We start from the raw sequence: 23,592 nt of genomic DNA on the forward strand, positions 1-23,592 counted from the left end.
AATTAGACTTTTTCCTCGGCTTGCAATTCTTTACGCTCTTCTTCTGTGAAAGCACGGGAGCGGGACAAGAAACGCTTGCCCTCGACCCCTTCGACAGAAAACATCCCTCCACTCCCATCAACTACGTCAATAATCAATTGAGTATGTTTCCAATAGTCATACTGCTTTTTGTTGATGTAAAAGGGGGTGTCACCTATAGTCCCTAAGTAGAGGTCTTGAGTTCCGAGCATCAAATCCCCTTCTGGATAACACATAGGTGAACTGCCATCACAACAACCGCCGGACTGATGAAAGAGAAGCGGCCCGTGCTTTTCTTTCAACTTCTCAAGCAATTCAAGTGTTGCCTCCGTGGCTGTCACGCGTTTAACCATCATGATCACTCCTTATGGATCTTAGAAGAATCCGAGTTTCTGAGGGCTGTAGCTGACAAGCATATTCTTCGTTTGCTGATAATGACTGAGCATCATCTTGTGGTTCTCACGACCGACACCGGACATCTTGTAGCCACCGAAAGCAGCATGAGCAGGGTAGGCATGGTAACAGTTCGTCCATACACGACCGGCTTGAATGCCGCGTCCGAAGCGATAGGCCGTATTCATGTCTCTAGTCCATACACCAGCACCTAAACCGTACAGCGTATCGTTTGCAATCTTCATCGCCTCTTCATGGTCTTTGAACGTTGTCACGGATAATACCGGTCCGAAAATCTCCTCCTGGAAGATACGCATATCATTGTTCCCTTTGAATACGGTCGGTTGGACGTAATAGCCGTCTTTCAGGTCCCCTTCTAACTTATTCTGAGCACCTCCGACTAAGCACTCTGCACCTTCATCTTTGCCGATTTCCAGATAAGATAAAATCTTTTCTAGCTGTTCAGAAGAAGCCTGCGCACCCATCATCACCTCAGGATCCAATGGGTTTCCTACTTTGATGGCTTTGACGCGTTCGATAGCCCGCTCCATGAACTGATCATAAATCGATTCTTGAACAAGCGCACGTGAAGGACACGTACATACTTCACCTTGGTTAAGGGCGAACATGACCATTCCTTCAATCGTTTTATCAAGAAAGTCGTCATCTTCACGCATCACGTCTTCAAAGAAGATGTTAGGGGATTTCCCACCCAGCTCTAATGTGACAGGGATGATATTTTGGGAAGCGTATTGCATGATCATACGTCCAGTCGTTGTTTCTCCAGTGAAAGCGACTTTGCTGATGCGCGGATTCTGAGCTAATGGTTTCCCGGCTTCTAAGCCAAATCCGTTTACAATATTCAATACCCCTGCAGGGAGAATGTCTTCAATCAATTCCATCAAATATAGAATGGAAGCTGGAGTTTGTTCAGCAGGCTTAAGGACAATTGCGTTTCCTGCAGCTAAGGCAGGGGCAATCTTCCAAGTCGCCATCAGGATCGGGAAGTTCCAAGGTATGATTTGTCCAACGACACCAAGAGGCTCATGGAAATGGTAGGCAATCGTATCATTATCGATTTCACCAATCGATCCTTCTTGTGCGCGGATCACGGATGCAAAGTAGCGGAAGTGATCGACAGCCAGTGGCAGGTCAGCGTTCAGCGTTTCCCTTACAGCTTTTCCGTTTTCCCACGTTTCTGCTACAGCTAATGCTTCTAAATGTTCTTCCATGCGATCCGCAATGCGGTTCAAGACAAGCGAACGTTCTGTAACAGACGTTTGTGCCCACGCATCCTTTGCTTCATAAGCCGCATCAATCGCTAGTTCTATGTCTTCTTCTGTAGATCGAGGAACCTGGCAGAATGCTTGTCCTGTTACAGGTGTAACATTATCAAAGTAATCTCCATTTACAGGTGGTGTCCATTTTCCTCCGATAAAATTATCGTAACGCTCCTTATAGTGAACAATCGACCCTTCTGTGTTTGGAAATGCATAGACCATGATTATTCCTCCTCAAAAATAAATGATAACGCTTACAAAAAATGATATGTAGCCATAAGCCGTTTTCCTTTTTAAACTACCACCTTGACAGAATATTGTCAATTGTTAGAAAAATATAGAGAAACTTTTTATCTATGCATCTAGTTTTGTTATAATCTATATATCTGTGAATAAAGGAGATTAAATACAATGACGACAACTAATCGCGTCATGCTTGTAGATGGAATGGCTCTATTATTTCGTGCTTTCTATGCTACAGCGATGAGCAATTATTATATGATCAATAGTAAAGGAATGCCTACGAATGCGGTATATGGCATGATGAAACATTTATTTACGGCTATTGAAACGTACCAGCCGACCCATGTCATCTGCTGCTGGGACATGGGGAGTAAGACATTCCGGAATGATTTGTACCCAGATTACAAAGCGAATCGTGGGGGACCACCAGAAGAACTCATTCCGCAATTCGATTTGGCAAAAGAAGTCGTGGCTTCGCTTGATATTCCGAACGTCGGCCAAGTCGGTTACGAGGCGGATGACTGCATGGGAACGCTCAGCCGCGTTTATAGCGAAGACTCCCAAGTTTTCCTTTTGACAGGGGACCAAGACCTTCTTCAATTACTGAAGCCGAACGTCAACGTCGTCTTGTTGAAGAAAGGCTATGGAAACTACGCGGAATATCAGGAAGATTCTTTTGTAGAGGAAAAAGGGATCACACCTACGCAGATGATTGACTTGAAAGCTCTGATGGGCGACTCCAGCGATAATTATCCAGGCGTCAAAGGAATCGGAGAAAAAACAGCTCTGAAGTTACTTCTCCAATATGAGTCAATAGAAGGTATCCTTGAGAATATCGACAAGCTGACAAAAGGGCAGAAAAGTAAGATCGAACAAGGTCTAGAGATGCTGCACCTCTCTAGAAAACTAGCAGAGATCCACTGCGCTGCTGATGTCGATTGTTCTTTAGAGGAAGCGTTGTTCCATATTGATGATGAGAAGATGGCGGCGAAGTTTGATGAGTTGGAGTTTCGGAACTGGGAGAAAAATATTGTTCGCATGTAATGTAATAATGCCGGAAGCTTTCATAGCTCCCGGCATTTTGTGTTTTTCGATATTATAGAAGGTCTTTTTTCTGGGTGAACTTGAATGTATTGGCTTCTTTATAACAGGAAGCTGCCTTTTTGTACATGCGTTTTTCGTAATAGATGTCTCCAAGCATTTCGAGGTAGTTCTTGTATTGCTCGAACTCATGTAATTTACGCATATCAGGTATAACTTCTTGTTCTAATTTTTTTATGAAGTCTTCTTCACGAGTGGATTGGTTTATTGTGTTTTTCAAGATGTAAAATTCGTGTTTGAAGAATAACAGGTCGTGTTTTTTAGTTTCTTTCTCCCCTTTTTTGATATACATCCAACAATCATCTAATTTATTACAGTAATAGCTAGTAGAGGCAAGTAAATAAAGAGTACTAATATAAAAGAAATTATCAGGAGTTTTAATTTGTATAGCTTTTTTAAGAAACTCAAAAGCTTCTTCAAACTTTTCTTGGTTTGCATTAATATACCCAAGATTATGATAAGTTCGCCTTAGTTCTTCTGAGTTAAAATGATTTTTTCCTATTTTTAATAACTTTAGAAAGTATTCTTCTGCAATATGGTGAATGTTGAGGTATCGATAGTTTACAGCGATCATCATGTAGGTATCAATGATTCTTGAATAATTCATATCATTTTTATAACCCTCAAGAGCTTTTTCGCCATAATAATTAGATTCTACTGGTGAACGTAATTTGGAGTATGTCATGCACAAATGGAAAAATGTTTCATTATCTTCAAAAGGCACTTTCTCAAGTAACTTGTAATTTGATGTGAAGTGTTTTAAAGCCATTTTTAAATCGTTCTTTAATATATAATGAATTCCTAATGTTTTATGGAAGAAAAACTTATATTCATTATTTGAATGGGGGAGTAAATTTTCTAATTCCCTAATCTTTTCTTCTGGGAGGGGTTGGACGCTGAATTTCATATCATGCCTTGACTTTGCAATTTTATATAGATGATTTAGGTCAGTGTTTTGATTTTCTGTCAGTCCAGATTCATATTTCTCATCATACTCTTCCATCAATTCAGTATCTTGAAGTTGTGCCGCCTCATGCCAGTCCAATAAATCTTGGTAAATATCCTCGTCAAACTCATCATTGATATCAACCAACTTAATATTTAAACGTTCTTCCAAAAGGCGATAGATCTCGTCGCTTGCACTGATTGAGTCATGCTCGATTTTGCTTAAATAAGAGACGGAACAAATGCCGTCGGCTAATTCTTCCAAAGTCATGTTGTTAAATTTTCGGTGTTGTTTAATTAAGGTTCCTTTCAACTACATCCACCCCTTTAACGCGTCTACGTATACAGTATAGCAGAGGAAGAGGTCTGGGAATTAAATTCAGAAAAGGAAAATATATTAGAATGCTCATCATGATCTAGAAACATGAAGAAAGCCACCCTGGAATCGGGGTGGCTGACTGTTTACCTTATAGAGATTTCAGGGCTTCTTCGATTTGAGTATCGCCTTCAACGAGTTCGAATGTCTTGTGATAAGCGTTTGCTTCTTCAAGACAAGCGATCATCGTTTTAGCAACGTCTGCGCGTGAAATTGTGCCACGGTCAACCGTTTCTGCCACTTTGATTTTGCTTGTGCTCTCGTCATGCGTTAGACCGCCTGGACGGACGATTGTATAGTCAAGCTCTGTAGACTTCACGAAGTCATCAGCTTCACCTTTCATTTTCAAGTAATGCTTCAACTCTTCTGGTCCTCGTTCAGGACTTCCAGCTGCAATACTGCTTAGCATAATGAACTTCTTGATGCCTAAGCTTTCTGTTGCTTTCGCTAAGTTGATGGCACCATCACGGTCCACGGCTTCTGTTTGGTCAGCTCCGGTACTGGAACCGGATCCTGCAGCGAAGATCACCGCGTCCATGCCTTTGACAGCATACCCGATATCTTGCTGCGTCACATCTCCAAGGACCGGTGTACCTCCAAGTTCCTCGATTTTTGCTTTCTGTTCTTCTTTTCTTATTAAACCATATGGCTCATGGCCATCTTCTTTAAGGTATTGGATAAGTAGACGTCCAGTGTGTCCGTTTGCTCCTGCTACTAGTACTTTCATAAGCTCAATGCATCTCCTTCCAATTTATGTTTGCTCCGTAATTGTTTATCCGCTTTTCGTGAGGTTTAAACATCGGAAGCGTTCGAGTGTTGCAGTTCTGGGAAGCAGAGCTCTTGATAATTGCAGCGGGAACAGACCCTTGGGTCGTCTTGCATAGGGAATGATGTTAAAGGTAATGGTTCGTTACGAGACGTATCATTCAAATATTCTTTCATTCGCTCTATGCTGATTTGATAGAGGTGTTGAACGTTGATTAAATCTTGTTCTTCCAACTGATGCTCAATATGTGTGCCATCTAACAAATATTCGTTTCGAATGACGATGTCTTTGATGGAATCAATGTTGTACTTCTGCTGAAGGTACAGAGCATAGAGGGCGAGTTGGTTTCGGTCTTCATCGGATTTTTTTCCTGTCTTCCAATCGACGATCACCCATTTATTTTCCCTCAAATCTTTGTAGACAAGGTCCATGACAATGAACACCTTCACACCATCCGCTTTCATGAACCGGAATTTTTCTGAGTCGATAAATTGCATGTCTTCCTGGTTCAATACGTCGGCGAATGATTGGCTTGCAAAGAAATTTTTAACCGTCGATTGTAGTCTTTCGGTGATTTTATTCACCTTTGCTTCTGGGAGTGTATTTGTCTGACTATAGTAGATTTCATGAAGCATCGTATAATGCTTAGGGCGGTTCCACCATAAATGTTCTTTACGGGTGGACTCAACGAATCCGCGGTTCAAGTGATGTCGTACGTTGTCGACCATCGCTTCCTCCGAAGGGATCTCTCTTCCTTGTAATACGTTTTGAATGGCTTGAAAAATCAAGTCGTGGACGACACTTCCGAAGTGCATCTCTAGATTCGTGATTTTCTTCAGGCGATAGGCTTGTTTAGCTAACGTGTCTGCACTACTCAACCAGCCGTTGTGTGAAGTGTAGTAATCATAAGCGTACTTTCGCAAGCACGTCAGCATCGTTTTATGCCTTGTTAAAGACCAAGACAATTCGGGGTAAGGCTTTACTTCATACATCACTATATCCTCCGATACCGTTATTGTTCGACTTGATAGCCAGAAAGATCGATTTTTCCATTTATGACAGGTATTCCTTCACTTTCAAGTGCCATCCGCTGAATATCAGATCCCGCTTCATCCTTGATCACGATGTTCCCTTTAGCATTCACAACGCGATGCCAGGGAAGGGAGTGTTTTTCACTCATCGTATGCAAAAGTCTTGCTACTTGTCTAGCCGCTCTTGGGTTTCCTGCGACGCGAGCGACTTGACCATATGTCATGACTTTTCCTTCTGGGATATCTTGTATGATTTCAATCACACTTTTCGTAAAAGGCTGCATGGCGATAACCTCCTCGTATCTCTTATTCTATCGCACTCAACTGTTCTATGAATAGAAGATCCGGGAATCGATCTGATACAATGAGGGGAGATAAAAGGAGGAACGGTGCACATGAGTATTGCTCGAGTATTGTCGATTGCAGGTTCAGCTTCCCAAGGGAGTGCCGGCATCCAAGCAGATTTGAAGACGTTTCAGGAATTCGATGTATATGGAATGAGTGCGATCACCGCAATGGTCGCGAACAATCGTACGACAAATCAAGGGATCTTCACACAACCTATAGAAGCTATCGAGGCTCAAGTGTATGCGTCACTCGAGCACGTCGGTGTGGATGCTTTGAAGACGGGCATGTTGTTTACAGAAGAAATCATAGACTGTGTCGCAGGATTGATTCAACAATCAGAGGTTCCCTCTATCGTGGTTGACCCTGTAATGGTGGGGAAGATGGGATCACAGTTATTGAAGGATGAAGCGATACAATCCCTAGTAAGCAAGATGGTTCCTCTTGCGACCATCATCACGCCCAATCTTCATGAGGCAGCCAGGATGCTTGAGACCAAAGTTCCGGAGACGCCGGATGAAATGAAAAATGTCGCAAGGCAGCTATATGAGTTAGGTCCAGAACATGTACTTGTGAAAGGGGGAGCTCTTGAGGGTTACCCGGCTGTCGACATGCTGTATGACGGGAAATCTATTACAGAGCTTGAAACAGAACGAATTCAGACCATTCATACAAGTGGTGCGGGATGCACATATTCAGCGGCTATTACGGCTGAGCTGGCGAAAGGGAAAAGTGTGGAGGAAGCGGTAAGGCGTGCGAAGTCCTTTGTGACGACAGCTATACGTCACGCCCTTTCATTTGAACGAGGAATAGGATCCACGTATCACGCCGCTCATCGTAAAGAATTATGAGGGAGGGGGGAACGCCATGAATCAAGATACTCATCTGTTTTTATTCGGGTCATCTCCTCCGTTTAACGAGCAGCTAGCTGACGGATTTTCGAAGCAAATGAAGAATCGGACTGTAGCCGTACTCTATATCGATCGTGACGGATCAGAGGCTTATTTACCTAAATATACGAACGCGTTGACTCAAACGAATTTGTCAGTGGTTCGACTGCCATTAAAGAAAACGTACACGGATGTGGAACGAAATGTTTTGAGCGAATGCGGTGGAATTATTATCGGAGGGGGAGACACGGTCGCTTATCACGATTTTATCGTGAATACCTCTTTAGGTGCCATGATCTATGAGCGTTTTCAGGAAGGCGTTCCTGTCGCCGGGTTTTCAGCTGGGGCGTTGATTTCCCCTGAACACTGCGTCATATCACCAATGGACAATGTGGCGCAAGTGCAACAGTTCAAGAAAGGCTTAGGGTTATTGAAAAAGGCTGTGATTTCCGCGCATTTCTTAGAGTGGAAGGAAGAACAGAATTTGAAAAAAGCACTGGTTGAAACAGGTCAACCCGTTGGTTATGGCATAGCAGAAGGGGCTGGAATCTACTTACGTAACAATCAATTCATCGCGTCTGAAGGATATGTACAAGTTGAATATCAATGAATCAAAAAAAGCATGGAATGCGACTGCCATTCCATGCTTTCTATTCGGATAATTATCCTGAGATTTTATCATACTTATCGATTTGCTTTTTGCGTTCAACATCCCAACGGTTCTCTGGGTGTTCTTTACATTCTGTTGTACATGCCGCATGTTGTTCTACTTCACAATCTTCACAACATACATACTGACGGTTACATACAGGGTTTGAGCAGTTGATCATACGATCTTCTTCTTTCCCGCAATGTTCACATTCAGCGATGACCTTTTCTTCTACTTGGTTGATCGGAACAGAAATACGCTCATCGAAGACATACATTTTACCATCGAATAGCTCACCTTTCACTTCCGGGTCTTTCCCGTACGTCGTGATACCGCCTTCGAGTTGGTACACATCTTCTACGCCGTTTTTCTTTAGAATCCCTGTCAGTTTCTCACAGCGAATTCCACCTGTGCAATACGTCAGTACCTTTTTATCTTTCCACTGGTCCGCATTCTCTGCAATCCATTCTGGGAACTCACGAGAGTGGTTCACGTCAGGCTGAATCGCATTGCGGAAGTGTCCGATACGGTATTCGTATTCGTTACGGCCGTCGATGACGATCGTATCATCGTCTTTCAGCATTTCGTTGAATTCTTTAGGCTTCAAGTGCTTTCCACCGAAGGTCTTCGGATCGATATCATCGTCATCGATGCTCCAGTTGACAAGCTCAGGCTTCACGCGGCAGTGCATCTTCTTGAATGCGTGACCTTCATGTTCATCAATCTTGAAGTGAATGTCAGCGAAACGTTCATCGGAGCGAACATACTCCATATATTGTTCCACTTGCTCTACCGTACCTGATACTGTACCGTTGATTCCTTCATGGGACACAATGATGCGTCCTTTCAAACCAAGGTCTTTACAGAATTTCAGGTGGTTCTGGCAATATTCTTCATAATCAGGAAGGTCGACATACTTATAGTACAACAGAACTCGATAATCTTGTGAGCTCATTGATGATTCCTCCTATATTTATATCTATATCTTTAAATGAAATAACAGAAATGTCCATAGTCCATCATAGTCGATTCATAACAAAAATTCAAATGTCAGATTATTGACTTTTTTCCTTCCTTTTCTTCAACCCTCTCGTGTACAAGTAAAGCACGGAGCTTGATGCAATCATGAGGATGATCAATACACCGAACGACAGCTTGAAGTTCCCTGCCGTATAAGGTTGTGTGTAAACTTCAAGTAAAATACCTGCTAGCACGGACCCTGTCGCACTCCCGATGAACTGCGTCTGTTGTTTAAGTCCGATTCCGGCGCCGATTTGTTCACTTGGTAAGATTCGTGATACTTCATTGGTTGAACTGGATGACAGGCTGGAGAAGCCGAAGCTCGTAAACATGTAAGCGACCATAATCATATAAGGACTCCATCCTGAGAATAGGAAGAAAACAAGGGCACTGATCATCAGCAATATTTGAGATAGAAGAAGAATGCGGATGTTTCCATATGCATCAATCAAACGACCTACATAAATCGCTGCAACGGCAGACAGCATCGCTCCCGGGAAGATAATGAACCCGATCGCTGCTGCTCCGCGGTCGTAGACTTGTTCAAGCATGATCGGCATTAAGAACAAGACAGCGAAATGCAGCGTAAACCCGATATAGCTCATAAATACAATGCGCCGGTAATGCTTGTTACGCAATAGCTCCGGCTGTATGAAAGGAGCTTTGAAACGGTTGATGCGCCACCATAGTAATCCAGCAGAAGCTACACCACCGAGTAAATACCAGAAAGTGAAGGTAGAAAAATAGAGTAATAGTAGCGTGACACTGACTCCGGATAAGAGGGCCCCAATGACATCGAACGTTCCTCGCTTAGTCGTTTCCTTTGGCATAAACTTGAATAGAATCGGAATGACGAGGAACACCATGACCGTTACAATAAATAAATAATTCCAGTCCAAATAATCCGTGATGACTCCACCGACAACTGGACCAAGTCCAAAGCCTAACGATGTAGCGGATGCAATCAAAGCAAAGGCACTACCTCTGCGCTTCATAGGGATATACCTTCCGGCAAAGACCATAGATAATCCGGGTATAGCCGCTGCTCCTGAAGCTTGGCATAACCGGGCAATCAATAACACGATGTAGCTATCGGAGAAGAATCCTATAATAGAAGAAAAACTGAAAATCAGGATTCCTATCGTTAACAAATTCCGGATGGGCATGTAATCCGATAGACGGGTGAACGTAATCGTGAAGATTGCTAGAACAATAGAATAGCCCGACACAATCCATGCTCCTTCTGAAGGTTGAAGGGAGAAATCTCTTAATATATTGGGTAAGGCGATGTTGAACATCGTTGTATTCATGACAACTATAAGAATTGAAGCACTGAGTAAGAAGACGGTTTTGAAATGATCCATAGAAGGACTTGCGTGCTGGTCCATTCTCCATACCTCCTTTATCAAAAGTAATGACTTATTTGAAGTAAGCCTGCGATTCTCTTATATATATCCGAGTTACTATACCATAAGCTCTATATATTGGAAACTGTCAGTCTATTCACACAAAAACGGCTCCCCACATGAGTGGGGAGCAGAGAGTTCGCGTGCTCTCTATTTTACTGTTGCACCTAAGACGGATTCGAAATGTCCTAAAGCCCATTCATGACCGGCCTCGTTGAAACTAGCAACAGCGTCTTGATGAATGACGAGTTGATAGCCTCTATTAAAGGCATCGACTGCCGTGTGCAGTACACAAATGTCTGTACATACTCCAACAAGATGAAGCTCCTCAACCCCACGTTCACGGAGCTTCAGGTCTAAATTCGTCCCAGCAAAAGCACTATATCGCGTTTTATCCATATAGAAGACATGGGACTTTCCTTTATTCGCTTCATAAGACTGACGTAAATTTCCATACAGTGTCCGACCTTCTGTCCCCCGGATATTGTGGGGCGGGAAGAGTTTCGATTCCGGGTGGAAAGGGTCCTCTTCTTCATGGACATCAACAGCAAATACGACGAAGTCCCCGTTTTCTATGAATTGATTTGTCAACTCAACGATATTGGGTTCGACCACTTGCCCTGGTTCCCCGCAAGTCAACGCTCCGTTCTCAGCAACAAAATCATTTGTGTAATCAATGTTTATTAAGGCTCGGTTCATAGAATCTCCTCCAAAGTGTCTTTACATATATCTTAACAGAAGAGGGAGAGTTCATGGTAGTTAATGGGAGTAAGCATGTGCTTGTTTAACCGATTTTGGATTCTTTTGCATCGTAATGAGCATCATTAATCCAGAGCTTAACAGCAATGCACTCGTGACGAAGAATACGGCAGAAAATCCGAACGCTCCTGAAAGCATCCCACCGATAGCGGGGCCGATAATGTTACCTAGAAATCGAACGCTTGTATTATATCCGAGAACCTCTCCTTGCATCGCAACAGGAGCTTCTTGGCGAATATACGCGGTTCGCACCGGAATGATGCCTCCGATCGATACACCTAGAAGGAAACGCAGAGCAACCAGTTGCCAAATGTTCGTTACGAAAGCAGCAGGGAGGTACACGGCACCTGCCATGAACAAAAGCATCACTAGAATTTTCACATAACCTTGTTGATCAGCAATTCGTCCCCAACGTTTTGCCATCATTAAGTTTCCTAATCCAGCTGCCGAGAAGGCAATACCAGAAAATAGGGCCAGGTTCTCTGGCCCGTGTAATTCTCCTACAAATAAGGAGAGAATCGGTTGAATGCTGAAGTGTGCGATTTGAACAATCAAGGAAATGAGCATCACCATCATCAAGACAGGGTGACGGAAAATATGACCAAGCACTTCTCTCGTCTGATAGCTGGTTTTTTCTTCTTCGCTTTCTTTCTCAATGCGTTGCTCGTGAATGCCGAAGTACACGATTACGGCAGATGCAGCAACGGTAATCGATACAAATTGGAACGTTGTTGCATATCCGATTTTATCTGCAATTAATCCACCGAGCATCGGACCAAGCAGGCTTCCTGTAATACTCCCCGTTTGCAAAGTGCCGAGTACTTGTCCGGCAATCTCCTTGGGCGTTTGGGTAGAAATCAGTGCTTGAGACATCGGGATGAACCCTGTAAATACACCCATAAACAATCGGAGCAAAAACAGTTGCCATACCGAGGTCACAAACCCCATCAATAAAACAGATAAAGCTAGTCCGCTTGCTGAGAATATCAAAATGCGTTTCCGTCCGTATTTATCACCAATTTTTCCCCATATCGGTGAGAAAATGAGGGCCGTGACGAAAGTGATTCCAAACACCCAGCCTGACCATGTTTGCACGAAAGACGCTGAAAAATCCCCTAAGGTTTCTATATATAACGATAAAAATGGTAGAACCATCGTGATGCTGCCTGCTATGAAAAAGTTGGCAAACCACATGATCCATAAGTTTTTTCTTGCACGTTGTTCTTGTGTAAGGATAGAAATCCCTTCTTCCTTTTTATTTCGACTCCCTAAGTATATATCATAAATCCCATGTAAATGAAAGGAAACGACTTCTGAAAATCGACGAAAGCGGATGACTTCTTCAGGTATAGGACTCAATTCTTGTGCGGATTATTAAAGAAATGCAATCAACGACTGTGATGTATAAATGGTAGTTAATCGGGTATTAGGAATTTATATGGTTTATTCCTTTATTTTTCCATGAGCTCCCTTCAAATATTTTAAGTGTTAACGGTTGCAATACTTGTATATACAAATTATAATCGAAGTGTAATCATGTATATACATGTTAAAGAACTTCAATGATAAAAAATGTAAGCGTTTGAGGAGGAGTTAGAATGTTCAAAAAATTATTTGGTAAGAAAGAAACGTCTGCAGAGGTTTTTGCTCCTGTGACAGGCCATAAAGTAGCTCTTGAAGAGGTTCCGGATCCTGTTTTCTCACAGAAAATGATGGGCGACGGAATCGCGATTGATCCAACAGATGGTACGGTTGTAAGCCCAGTTGAAGGCGAAATCGTTCAAGTATTTCCTACAAAACATGCAGTAGGCCTTCAAACAAAAAGTGGGGCAGAAATTCTGATTCATATCGGTTTAGAAACCGTAAGCATGGACGGAGAAGGTTTTGAGGCATTCGTATCGCAAGGGGACAAAGTCAGTGTTGGGGACAAGTTGATCACGTTCGACATAGACCTAGTGAAAGAAAAAGCGAAAAGCACTGTAACTCCGATCATCGTCACAAATAGTGATGACCACGCCGTGGAACTATCAGGCGTAAGTGAATTGACGGCAGGTACGACAAGTCTGATGACGGTCAATCAGAAATAAACATCATCAAGGAGGATATCCAATGAATCACAAACAATCAGCGGAAGAGATTCTCGAAGCTATTGGCGGAAAAGATAACATTTCAGCTGCAACTCACTGTGTGACTCGTCTACGCCTTGCCCTTGTGGATGAAGGGATTGTCGATCAGGAGAGACTGGATAACATTGATGCGGTCAAAGGTTCATTCTCTACAAATGGTCAATTCCAAATTGTCATCGGACAAGGTACAGTAGATAAAGTATATAAAGAATTTGCTCCCCTTGCTGGAATCAGCGAAGAGCAAACCAAAGAGGATGTAAAAGATGCTTCAGCTGAGAAGATGAATCCTCTTCAGCGTGCAATCAAAACGTTAGCGGATATCTTCATCCCGATTTTGCCGGCAATCGTAACGGCTGGTCTATTATTAGGAATTAACAACATCTTGACGGCCGAAGATATTTTCTTTGATGGTCAAGCGTTAATTGATGTGTATCCACAATGGGCGGACTTTGCCAATATGATCATTGTCATCGCAAATACCGCCTTCGTGTTCCTACCCGGCTTGATCGGTTGGTCAGCCGTGAAGAAATTCGGTGGTAGTCCCATACTCGGTATTGTCATTGGTCTAGTGCTCGTACACCCGGATCTCTTGAATGCATGGGGGTACGGTGATGCCGTACAGAACAATAGTGTGCCGACATGGAATTTATTCGGCTTAGAAGTTGAGAAAATAGGTTATCAAGGTCAAGTATTACCTGTGTTAGTCGCTTCTTACCTATTGACGAAAATTGAATTATTCCTTAGAAATCGCATCCCAGATAATATTCAATTATTATTTGTCGGCCCGATCTCCCTATTAGTTACAGGGTTCCTGACGTTCATTATTATTGGCCCCGTAACATTTCAGGTTGGTAACTGGATTACAGATGGACTTGTAGCTACCTTTGATACTTTCGCATGGTTAGGTGGTTTGATCTACGGTGGTCTGTATGGTGTGCTGGTTATTACAGGTATGCACCACACCTTCCTTGCTGTTGATATCCAACTTGTAGGTAGTACGGGAACAACATTCCTTTGGCCGATGCTCGCTCTATCCAATATTGCTCAAGGTTCAGCGGCCTTTGCCATTTGGCGAGCTTCCAAAAACGATAAACTTAAAGGGCTGGGGTTCTCTACTGGTATTTCTGCTTGGCTCGGTATTACAGAGCCTGCACTGTTTGGTGTTAACTTACGCTTTAAGTATCCATTTATTTTTGCTATTGCATCTTCTGCTATTGCCGGTCTTTATATTTCCGCGCAAGGCGTTGTGGCAAGCTCCATCGGTGTAGGTGGTGTACCAGGAATCTTCTCCATCGTTGCTGAGTATTGGATTGATTTCGCAATCGGTATGGTGATTGTAATCGTCCTACCGTTTGTAGGGACGTACCTCTATGCCAAGCGTAAAAAAGACGTATAAGTAATAAAACATAGTCCGTGGGGATGTTTCTTTCCCGCGGGCTTTTCATTAATCCATGACGATTAGAAAAGAATACAAGATAAGGATGGTGGTGTGACCATGACCAATCAACCATGGTGGAAAAAAGCAGTCGTTTATCAAATTTATCCGAAAAGCTTCAATGACACGACAGGGAACGGTGTCGGCGATATCCAAGGAATCATTGATAAGCTCGATTACCTCAACGAATTAGGTGTCGATGTCTTATGGTTAACGCCGATGTACAAGTCTCCTCAAAATGACAATGGCTACGATATCAGCGATTACTACGACATTCATGATGAATATGGGACGATGGAAGACTTTGAGCGTTTGCTTGATGAAACCCATAAACGCGATATGAAGTTGATCATGGACATCGTGGTCAATCATACTTCGACGGAACACGAATGGTTCAAACAAGCCCAGAAGTCAAAAGACAACCCATTCCGTGACTATTATATTTGGAAAGATCCTGTCGACGGAGAGGAACCGACCAACTGGCAATCCAAGTTCGGTGGTAACGCCTGGAAGTACGATGACACGACAGGACAGTATTACCTCCATCTCTTTGATGTCACACAAGCCGACTTGAACTGGGAAAATGAACAAATGCGCTCCGATATTTACGATATGATGCACTTCTGGGCAGAAAAAGGAATCGATGGCTTCCGCCTAGACGTCATCAACTTGGTATCGAAAAATCAAGACTTCCCTAATGATGACGGCAGCGTTGCGCCAGGGGATGGCCGTAAATTCTACACGGATGGTCCACGCGTTCACGAATTCATGAATGAGATGCACGAGGAAGTATTTGGTCCTCACGATTTGATGACTGTCGGAGAAATGTCCTCGACGACAATCGATCACTGTATCAAATATACAGCTCCTGAGCGAAACGAGTTGAGCATGACATTCAATTTCCACCATTTAAAGGTCGATTATCCGAATGGACAGAAATGGACGGTTGCCGACTTTGATTTTCTTGAGTTGAAAAATATTCTCTCTACATGGCAGAAGGAAATGAATAAAGGCAACGGCTGGAATGCTTTGTTCTGGTGTAACCATGACCAGCCTCGCGTTCTTTCAAGGTTCGGTGATGATGTGAACTATCCAGTGGAATCTGCTAAAATGCTGGCGACGACCATTCATATGATGCAAGGTACGCCTTACATCTATCAAGGGGAAGAGTTCGGCATGACGAATCCTGGTTTCGAATCGATTGATCGTTATCGTGATGTAGAATCATTGAATATGTACAAGGAGTTTCGTGAAAAAGGGTACAGTGAGGAAGAAATCATTGCGATTTTGAAACAGAAATCCCGTGATAATTCGCGTACTCCTGTTCAATGGAATGATCGTAAGCACGCTGGCTTCACCGACGGAACACCGTGGATTGATGTTGCAGATAATTACAAAGAAGTGAATGCTGAAAAAGTCATGAATGAAGAGGGGTCTGTATTCAAGTACTATCAGAAGCTGATTCAATTGCGTAAAGAATACGACATCATCACCCACGGTGACTACCAGCACCTGACACCGGAAAATGAGCGTGTGTTTGCTTACCTTCGTGAAGCGGATGGTCAACAGTTGTTTGTCGTCAATAACTTCTATGGTGAAGAAACCGAGTTTGCTATTCCGGAGCAAGTGAATGGTGACGGTCAAGCGGAAGTATTGATCAGTAACTATGAAGACTCTCAGTGGGAAGCGGGTCGTGTCCGCCTTCGCCCTTATGAATCAGTCGTTTATTACATTCCGAGTCACTGATATACTATAGTTGGTGATGACGATGAAAAATAAATTTTTATTTATCTATAATGATCTTGTCCGGATGATTCAACAAGGAAAGATTAATCCAGGAGATACGCTTCCTTCTGAGCATGAACTGACGAACCGATATGAAAGCTCACGGGAAACAGTGAGGAAAGCATTGAACTTGCTTGCTCAGAATGGCTATATTCAAAAGGTGAGAGGAAAAGGTTCCGTTGTCCTCGATCATGGTAAGTTCGAATTTCCGGTATCAGGGTTGACGAGTTTCAAAGAACTTTCCAATCAACTTGGACAAGACTTTCAGACGATCGTTCATGAATTATCTCTTGAGATAGCGGAAGAAGGCGTCAGAGAACACTTGCAATGCAAACGGGACCAGAAGCTTTGGAAAGTGGTGCGGTCGAGGCAGATTGCCGGAGAGAAAATCATTTTAGATAAAGATTATATTCGTGAAGATTTAGTTCCAGCCTTATCGACATCGATCGCTGAGGAATCACTCTATGCGTATATCGAAGATGAGCTGAAGTTGGATATTAGTTTTGCAAAGAAGGAAATCGTCGTTGAAAAAGTGACCGAAGAGGACCGGCGATACCTTGATTTATTAGATCATGAACAAGTCGTTGTGATCCGGAGCTATGTATATTTAGCGGATGCAACACTGTTCCAATTTACCGAGTCCAGGCACCGTCCGGATAAATTTCAATTTGTGGATTTTGCAAGGCGTACAAAAGCTTGAGGGCAACCTCAAGCTTTTGTAATAGGAAAGGAATGCCATCCCAAAGTGGATAGAAACAGCTATCTTTTCGGTCTAAATGCCAAAAATGATACAATAACAATAGTATAAAAAGCTGAGGTGAGTGCATTGTTCGTAATCGGAGCCACAAAAAAACTACAAGATCAATTGAGCTACACAATAGAGGATGCGGAACAATATAAAGAAGTACCGGCAATCAACCAATGGACAGCGAATCTGATCACGTTGAATCGCAGGAAGTGTTTATTACTGATGAATCATCAAACAGGCTTGAATTTAACGTTATTCGGTTTGCGTAAACAACAGTTCGATCACTTAGATAGTGTCATCAAAGGGTCGCTCAGGCAATTGTTGCAAACGTTGGAAGTGGACCCTGAAATCATTGAAAAGATGGAAAACGAGTCAAACGAGATTGTCTATACGAAAACGAGCAACCGTCAAATTCGTGGAATGATGAATGAAATGAAGATGATGGTGGAAGCGAAAACAGAAGGGCAGTCATTCGAAGACATTGATGCCGTTGACATCAATGTCGATTTGAATAATATGGTGTTTTCCCCTCTTAAACACATCAGCCCCATCAATACATTTGTAAAGTTTTTTGAAGAAAGTAGTACGTGAATTTACGTACTGCTTTTTTTGTATATAATATAGATAAAAGACAAGCAAATTCGTTTACTACATACCAATAGGGGTATTATAATAGAGACAAATAAAGTTAACGGAGGGTTTATTTATGTTTTTCAAATCATTTTTTGACGAAAACTTAGCTCAAATGTCTTACATGGTTGGATGTCAACGTACTGGTGAAGCACTCGTGATCGATCCAGCAAGAGACTTATCACCGTATTTGGAAACCGCTGAAAAAGAAGGATTCAACATTACAAAAGCGGCCGAAACCCATATCCACGCCGACTTCTTATCCGGCGCACGAGAACTGGCTAATAATCAAGAAGTCACACTACTTGTTTCAGGTGAAGGCGGAGATGATTGGTCATATCAATATCTGAACGAAACAGACCACCAACTACTGAAAGACAACGATACCTTTTATGTCGGAAATATCCGCCTGGATGTGCTTCACACACCTGGACATACACCTGAGAGTATCTCCTTCCTATTAACAGACGAAGGTGGCGGATCGGAAGTGCCGATGGGAATCTTCACCGGTGATTTCGTATTTGTCGGAGATGTCGGCCGCCCGGATTTATTAGAAAAAGCAGCAGGAGAAGCTGGCACTTCACAATCAGGCGCCAAGCAAATGTTCGAGTCCCTTCAACGTTTCAAACAGTTGAGTGACCACATTCAAGTATGGCCAGGACACGGTGCGGGAAGTGCTTGCGGGAAATCCCTAGGGGCTGTTCCTTCTTCTACAGTCGGATATGAGCGAATCAACAACTGGGCGCTTCAGTATGACGAGGAGTCGTCATTTATGGACGAGCTTTTAGATGGTCAACCAGAACCACCTAAATACTTTGCGATGATGAAGAAGTTGAATAAAGAAGGTCCATCTTTAGTAAAAGATCGCGCCATTCAAGAGCTCTCCATCGAGAAAATCGATGACTACCGATCAGAGGATTACGTCATCTTGGATACCCGTTCGAAAGAAGCATTCAAAGAGGGTCACTTGCCTGGTGCTATCAACATTTCTTATGATAAATCTCTTCCAAACTGGGCTGGATGGACGATTGGTTACGATCAATCCATTGTACTGATCAGTCCGTTAAAAGACGTATCAGGTATTAAGAAGCAGCTGGAGTCTATCGGCTTAGATGACGTCGTTGCCGTCCTTGATGCAGAAAAAGTGGAAAACCAGTCAGACCTTGAGACGTATGAGAACATTACGCCACGTGAGTTAGAAGCACAGTACCGCGGAAATGATGATTATGTGATCGTCGATGTTCGTAATCAAAATGAATGGAACGAAGGGCATATCGCAGGTGCAGAGCGGATCTTGCTAGGGGAGCTACAGGAAAACATTGATCAGATCCCATCAGGTAAAACTCCGATTGTTCATTGCCAATCCGGTAAGCGTTCCGCCATTGCCGCAAGTGTATTGCAAGCGAATGGCTTTAAAGATGTCTTGAACTTAACAGGCGGTTTCAGCGCCTATGCAAAAGAATATGAACCCGTAACGACCTAAACAGAAGGCCTCGACGCATGCAGTGTTGAGGCCTTTTTAAGTGGTGATGGGAAAGGGATAGTGTGGGGGTTCGGCATCCATGCACCATGTAGGTGATTTTCCTTCCGCGGCCCAGTGCCACGCGGCAATTGAAGCCAGTACAGCATCGACATCATGACTCTCATGGACGGGAGGGAGGGACGTTGTCAGGAAGGTAGACGTTAACCAATCCGTGACCCATTCCAGGCCTGTGGGTTCCTTTTTATACGATAGAGCATGATGGAAATCTTCTGCACTCAGCCTCGAAGCTAGAGCTACGCCAGGGTGAACTTCAACCACCTCGACCCGTTCGATCGTTTTCAATGAATGAGCAAGATGAATACCTCGAGCTGTTAAATAGATCATCCTTGTTAAGGTCGGCGTCATCACGGATCCTGATTTCATGCCAAGGTCTTTTGCGAACCGTCGTAATTCACGGTCGAAAAGGCGGTCTCCACCACCATCCTGATAGGAAAGGGGAGAATCAATTCCGACAATGACACGACCTTCATCTGCATAGCTAGATACAAAGTCGAGAAGGTCAACGTCTGAAGCGCCCTGGATTCGGTAATCGAATTCAAGGCGTTCCCCTTTTTCATGAAAAGCAGCAGCTACTGTATCTTTATGATTAGAAGGCCCGGATAGATCAATGCCAATAATATTCATATGTTTCACCTCAAAAAAAGACCTCTACCACATAGTGGGTAGAGGCGAATAGTTTGTAGTATAGGATTAGGGGAGTTGCTAGTTGTTACAGAAAAAATTAGAAATCTTGAGCGATTAGTGGTTGTGGGTATGCAAATTCAGCATTTTCTTGCGTTTGAGGTGCAAAAGCAGCACTTGATAAAAACGCCACAACACCTAGCAATACTAAGAACTTCTTCATAGAAATGTCCCTCCTAAGTGAGAATGTTTATTTAACAATTTCATTGCTAACCTAAGGTATTCAGAGGACTTTTTATACATTCGTTTCTTTTCGAGAAGATCAGCCAAGACCATTGAATAACGAATGATGTAAATATGCTCTTTTTTTACTTCAAAATATGGAATTAATACTTCTTCTAGATGGTTAAGAAGTGATTCATCACCATTAATCATCAATTTATAAAAATAAAAGTGATGTTTATGCGGTTCAGAGTAGTAATTCTTAAGTTCGTTCTCTCCTCGTAGTACCCACTCTAAACACCCTTTATAGTCTCCTAGACGGAAGTGCTCTAACATAAGACTATGAATAGTAGTCAATAAATAATTTTGTTTATAAGGGGTATCCAAGTCATTGAAGTTAATACTGTTAATATAGTTTTTAATAGCATTGTAATGATTACCTAGTAATGATTCTAAATTACCGATGTTAATGTAGATTAAGTTTAATTGATTACGATTGTGAGTTTGTGTAGCAATTTTTTTTGCGGAATAGTAGTTCTCCAAAGACTTAGCGTAATTCTTCAATTTACTATAATTGATACCTTGGAGTATGTGGCAGTCTGCGCTTTTTTCTAAGTCGTATCTAGATTGATAGATCTCCAGAGCTTGATCTACGTAAAAGACTGAAGCAGATGTGTGGTTAGCTTGGCTTGTGCTTAAAGCTAATAGATAATATAAGTCACTGAACTCCCAATTAAATAACTGTACTGTGTTGGAGGAACTGTGGTTTTTAGCCTCCATTAAGGACTGAAATGATTGATCAAAATTACCCTTGTAGTAACTTAATAATCCAGAGACAACATGATAGTAGAACTCCATCTCCTCATCAAACGTATCCCGGTGTTGACGGATATCTTCCCACACTTCATAAGCCTTCTCCACGTCATTTTCTAACAACAAGTGGCGAATGCGGAAGAGCTCGAAAAATATATACAAATGATGATTCTCGTGTGTATCTTTCTGTTCAAGAAGCTCGTTCATTAATGTGCGAGCTTTTTCTTTATCCTTAAAAACGATCGATTCATACCACTCTTTCAGTTTCTCCTTTGACGGATGACTGTTAGATGAGTCATGAAAGTCGAGACCGAGTCGTTCATAAAGTAACTCGAGTACCTCGAACGCAGGAACGGTTTGATCGTTCTCAATCTTGGAAAGATACGCGGGTGAGATGATTCCATCCGCTAGCTGGTTTTGTGTTAAACCTTGCTTTACGCGGTGAAAACGAAGTACTTTGCCATATTCCATTTTTAACACACCTAGTTGATCAACTGAGATTTATGAGCGGCGAGCGCTTGTAAATCTATTTTTAGAATACATGTTCGGCTAGTAAATTTCAACTACATCGACAAGTTTCCCAAGTCGCTCTAAATTATCGCCTTAAAGGGGTGCTTTAAGACCTAACTTTCCCAGACATGTCGTCAGAATATTATGATACATTGGGGGTGCGTTAAAAACTAGGAGGGTTTAGATGAATTTGAAATCAGTAATGGCGACTTTTGTACTAGGGACTAGCCTAGTATCCGGCGGGGCAATATCGCATGCAGAAGTAAGTGCTGATGCAGAAGTGAAAGAGGCTCCACAGTTTATTAAGAAAAATTTTGATGTGAAAAATGTCGTTTCAGAGAACGCTGTTAAAGAGTTCTTCAAAGCGAACGAAAAGGAATTCAATCTTAAAGTCAATAAAGATTTGAAACTAGTAAAATCTGAAACAGATGACTTGGGCATGACTCATTATGTGTACGAGCGTGTCATTCAAAATGTTCCGGTTGCGAATTCCAAAGTAGTCGTACATACGGATCAAAGAGGAAATGTTACGGCAGTGAATGGTGAGTTTCATAAAGAGGCTCCGAATAAAGTTCGACAATTAAAAGAGTTCAATAAGAATCAGGCGGTTGACTACGCTTGGGATCATATTGACGTAGATAGAGAAGAAGCCGACAAAGTTCAAGAAAGTGAAATAGGTGAGGACTTCCATACATTGACGGAGAATTCGGACCTCGTGGTTTATCACGAAGATGGTGAATATACGCTTGCTTACCACGTAGAGCTTCAATTCTCGCAACCTTATCCTGCCAACTGGCAGCTATATATCAATGCTGAAACAGGAGAGGTATTGAAATCGGCCAATGTTGTTCATGAAGCAACGGGAACAGGTACCGGCGTTTTAGGGGATACGAAATCTTTGAACACTTACGCCTACAATAATACGTATTATCTTTTTGATACTTCTAAGCCGATGAATGGTGTCATTGAGACATTCGATAATTATGGTGGTCAGTACAGCAGTTTACCTGGGTATTATGTAACAGATTCAGGTAACACATTCTATAGTGAGCGACAAAAAGCGGCTGTGGATGCTCATTACTATGCTGGTGAAGTATTTGATTACTTTTATGACACGTTTGGACGCGTCAGTTATGATAACCAAGGTGCAGACATTCGTTCGACAGTTCACTACGGCAATGACTATAACAATGCCGCTTGGACAGGTAATCAAATGATTTACGGTGATGGCGATGGATCTAAATTCACATACTTATCTGGTGCGGATGACATTGTTGCCCATGAATTGACGCATGCGGTGACAGATACAACAGCTGAATTGATTTATGAGAATCAGTCAGGCGCTTTGAATGAATCCTTCTCTGATGTATTTGGGTATTTCGTCGATTCTGAGGACTGGTTACTGGGTGAAGATGTGTACACACCGGGAGTAGCAGGTGATGCTCTTCGTTCTCTATCGAATCCAAATGCCTATGATCAGCCAGACCACATGAACGAATACCAGAACCTTCCGAACACTGAGCAGGGAGATTGGGGTGGTGTCCACATCAATAGTGGTATCCCGAACAAAGCAGCCTACTACACAATCAACAGTCTTGGCATGGCCCAGTCTGAACAGATTTACTACCGTGCTTTGACGGTTTATTTGACACCTAGCAGTGACTTTGCCAGTGCGAAGTCAGCTCTAGAGCAATCCGCTCAAGATTTATATGGCTCTTCTGCTGCAAATGCCGTGACACAAGCTTGGAACAATGTAGGGCTATATTAAAAAGCAGCAAATTTTGTTCACCCCTTATCAAAGAGTGTGGAACCTGAATGGGTCCACGCTCTTTTTTTAGTGTCATTAAAGTAAAGGGTTTCTCGAAACCCCTTACTTTTCCTTTTCAGAAATGAAAACGGCGAGTAGAAGACCCTTTTTAAGGGTATAAAAGGTATAG

General features: G+C 42.6%; 23 protein-coding genes. 10 read left to right on the top strand and 13 right to left on the bottom strand.

The genetic code is table 11. The annotated features are described in order from the left end of the window. Positions 1 to 2: 2 nt before the first annotated feature. Both H0266_RS09245 and exaC read right to left on the bottom strand, forming a co-directional pair. Positions 3 to 371, bottom strand: a complete 369-nt coding sequence (locus H0266_RS09245) for a DUF779 domain-containing protein (RefSeq protein ID WP_181472115.1) — start codon at positions 369 to 371, stop codon at positions 3 to 5. Positions 372 to 392: 21 nt separating this feature from the next. After that, positions 393 to 1,913, bottom strand: coding sequence for an acetaldehyde dehydrogenase ExaC (gene exaC, locus H0266_RS09250; RefSeq protein WP_181472116.1), 1,521 nt, complete (start codon positions 1,911 to 1,913; stop codon positions 393 to 395). A 189-nt stretch (positions 1,914 to 2,102) separates the two neighbouring features. Here exaC and H0266_RS09255 point away from each other — a divergent pair, with 189 nt between their 5' ends. Next, positions 2,103 to 2,978, top strand: coding sequence for a 5'-3' exonuclease (locus H0266_RS09255; protein WP_181472117.1), 876 nt, complete (start codon positions 2,103 to 2,105; stop codon positions 2,976 to 2,978). A 52-nt stretch (positions 2,979 to 3,030) separates the two neighbouring features. Here the strand turns inward: H0266_RS09255 and H0266_RS09260 are convergent, their stop codons facing one another. The 4 genes from H0266_RS09260 to H0266_RS09275 form a co-directional block, all read right to left on the bottom strand. Beyond that, a complete protein-coding gene (locus H0266_RS09260) occupies positions 3,031 to 4,293 on the bottom strand; it encodes a helix-turn-helix domain-containing protein (RefSeq protein WP_181472118.1) in 1,263 nt (420 codons plus the stop codon). A gap of 154 nt (positions 4,294 to 4,447) precedes the next feature. Beyond that, positions 4,448 to 5,083: an SDR family oxidoreductase gene (locus tag H0266_RS09265; protein WP_181472119.1), complete on the bottom strand. Its 636-nt coding sequence runs from the start codon at positions 5,081 to 5,083 to the stop codon at positions 4,448 to 4,450. 65 nt (positions 5,084 to 5,148) lie between these two features. Then, on the bottom strand, positions 5,149 to 6,114 hold the full coding sequence (locus tag H0266_RS09270; protein WP_181472120.1) for a PD-(D/E)XK nuclease family protein: 966 nt from the start codon (positions 6,112 to 6,114) through the stop codon (positions 5,149 to 5,151). A gap of 20 nt (positions 6,115 to 6,134) precedes the next feature. Further along, positions 6,135 to 6,437 (bottom strand): MGMT family protein, encoded by a 303-nt coding sequence (locus H0266_RS09275; RefSeq protein ID WP_181472121.1) that lies wholly within the window; start codon positions 6,435 to 6,437, stop codon positions 6,135 to 6,137. Positions 6,438 to 6,548: 111 nt separating this feature from the next. Between H0266_RS09275 and thiD the strand changes: the two genes are divergently transcribed. Continuing rightward, positions 6,549 to 7,349, top strand: a complete 801-nt coding sequence (gene thiD / locus H0266_RS09280; protein WP_181472122.1) for a bifunctional hydroxymethylpyrimidine kinase/phosphomethylpyrimidine kinase — start codon at positions 6,549 to 6,551, stop codon at positions 7,347 to 7,349. Between the two features lie 16 nt (positions 7,350 to 7,365). Then, on the top strand, positions 7,366 to 7,998 hold the full coding sequence (locus H0266_RS09285) for a Type 1 glutamine amidotransferase-like domain-containing protein (protein WP_181472123.1): 633 nt from the start codon (positions 7,366 to 7,368) through the stop codon (positions 7,996 to 7,998). A 52-nt stretch (positions 7,999 to 8,050) separates the two neighbouring features. Here the strand turns inward: H0266_RS09285 and trhO are convergent, their stop codons facing one another. From trhO to H0266_RS09305, 4 genes are all read right to left on the bottom strand, one after another. Then, positions 8,051 to 8,992 carry an oxygen-dependent tRNA uridine(34) hydroxylase TrhO gene (trhO, locus tag H0266_RS09290; RefSeq protein WP_181472124.1) on the bottom strand — a complete coding sequence of 314 codons (942 nt, stop codon included), beginning with the start codon at positions 8,990 to 8,992 and terminating at the stop codon, positions 8,051 to 8,053. Positions 8,993 to 9,092: 100 nt separating this feature from the next. Beyond that, the gene (locus H0266_RS09295) at positions 9,093 to 10,445 is read right to left on the bottom strand and encodes an MFS transporter (protein WP_181472125.1); all 1,353 of its coding nucleotides are present in this window, start codon (positions 10,443 to 10,445) and stop codon (positions 9,093 to 9,095) included. Between the two features lie 168 nt (positions 10,446 to 10,613). Continuing rightward, on the bottom strand, positions 10,614 to 11,162 hold the full coding sequence (locus H0266_RS09300; protein ID WP_181472126.1) for a cysteine hydrolase family protein: 549 nt from the start codon (positions 11,160 to 11,162) through the stop codon (positions 10,614 to 10,616). Between the two features lie 60 nt (positions 11,163 to 11,222). Beyond that, entirely contained in the window at positions 11,223 to 12,416 is a 1,194-nt protein-coding gene (locus H0266_RS09305; protein ID WP_181472819.1) for an MFS transporter, read from the bottom strand. A gap of 404 nt (positions 12,417 to 12,820) precedes the next feature. On the opposite strand from H0266_RS09305, the gene H0266_RS09310 reads away from it, so the two are divergent. From H0266_RS09310 to H0266_RS09335, 6 genes are all read left to right on the top strand, one after another. After that, positions 12,821 to 13,309 carry a PTS sugar transporter subunit IIA gene (locus tag H0266_RS09310; RefSeq protein WP_181472127.1) on the top strand — a complete coding sequence of 163 codons (489 nt, stop codon included), beginning with the start codon at positions 12,821 to 12,823 and terminating at the stop codon, positions 13,307 to 13,309. Between the two features lie 22 nt (positions 13,310 to 13,331). Then, the gene (gene treP / locus H0266_RS09315; RefSeq protein WP_181472128.1) at positions 13,332 to 14,744 is read left to right on the top strand and encodes a PTS system trehalose-specific EIIBC component; all 1,413 of its coding nucleotides are present in this window, start codon (positions 13,332 to 13,334) and stop codon (positions 14,742 to 14,744) included. A 99-nt stretch (positions 14,745 to 14,843) separates the two neighbouring features. Next, positions 14,844 to 16,529, top strand: coding sequence for an alpha,alpha-phosphotrehalase (gene treC, locus H0266_RS09320; protein ID WP_181472129.1), 1,686 nt, complete (start codon positions 14,844 to 14,846; stop codon positions 16,527 to 16,529). Positions 16,530 to 16,551: 22 nt separating this feature from the next. Beyond that, positions 16,552 to 17,268, top strand: coding sequence for a trehalose operon repressor (treR, locus tag H0266_RS09325; protein ID WP_181472130.1), 717 nt, complete (start codon positions 16,552 to 16,554; stop codon positions 17,266 to 17,268). 117 nt (positions 17,269 to 17,385) lie between these two features. After that, positions 17,386 to 17,907, top strand: a complete 522-nt coding sequence (locus tag H0266_RS09330) for a DUF6933 domain-containing protein (RefSeq protein ID WP_343063248.1) — start codon at positions 17,386 to 17,388, stop codon at positions 17,905 to 17,907. A gap of 115 nt (positions 17,908 to 18,022) precedes the next feature. Next, positions 18,023 to 19,429, top strand: a complete 1,407-nt coding sequence (locus H0266_RS09335) for an MBL fold metallo-hydrolase (RefSeq protein WP_181472131.1) — start codon at positions 18,023 to 18,025, stop codon at positions 19,427 to 19,429. Positions 19,430 to 19,465: 36 nt separating this feature from the next. Here H0266_RS09335 and H0266_RS09340 read toward each other — a convergent pair whose 3' ends face one another. The 3 genes from H0266_RS09340 to H0266_RS09345 form a co-directional block, all read right to left on the bottom strand. Then, positions 19,466 to 20,113 carry a DUF429 domain-containing protein gene (locus H0266_RS09340; protein ID WP_181472132.1) on the bottom strand — a complete coding sequence of 216 codons (648 nt, stop codon included), beginning with the start codon at positions 20,111 to 20,113 and terminating at the stop codon, positions 19,466 to 19,468. Between the two features lie 97 nt (positions 20,114 to 20,210). After that, positions 20,211 to 20,333 (bottom strand): hypothetical protein, encoded by a 123-nt coding sequence (locus tag H0266_RS19590; RefSeq protein WP_281374277.1) that lies wholly within the window; start codon positions 20,331 to 20,333, stop codon positions 20,211 to 20,213. Beyond that, on the bottom strand, positions 20,330 to 21,616 hold the full coding sequence (locus H0266_RS09345) for a helix-turn-helix domain-containing protein (protein WP_181472133.1): 1,287 nt from the start codon (positions 21,614 to 21,616) through the stop codon (positions 20,330 to 20,332). The genes H0266_RS19590 and H0266_RS09345 overlap by 4 nt, the downstream gene beginning before the upstream one ends. A gap of 223 nt (positions 21,617 to 21,839) precedes the next feature. Here H0266_RS09345 and H0266_RS09350 point away from each other — a divergent pair, with 223 nt between their 5' ends. Continuing rightward, positions 21,840 to 23,423 (top strand): M4 family metallopeptidase, encoded by a 1,584-nt coding sequence (locus tag H0266_RS09350; protein ID WP_181472134.1) that lies wholly within the window; start codon positions 21,840 to 21,842, stop codon positions 23,421 to 23,423. Positions 23,424 to 23,592: the final 169 nt, after the last annotated feature.

Origin of the sequence: Halobacillus locisalis (assembly GCF_013694105.1) — a bacterium.
In the GTDB taxonomy this organism is placed as follows: Bacteria; Bacillota; Bacilli; order Bacillales; family Halobacillaceae; genus Halobacillus; species Halobacillus locisalis.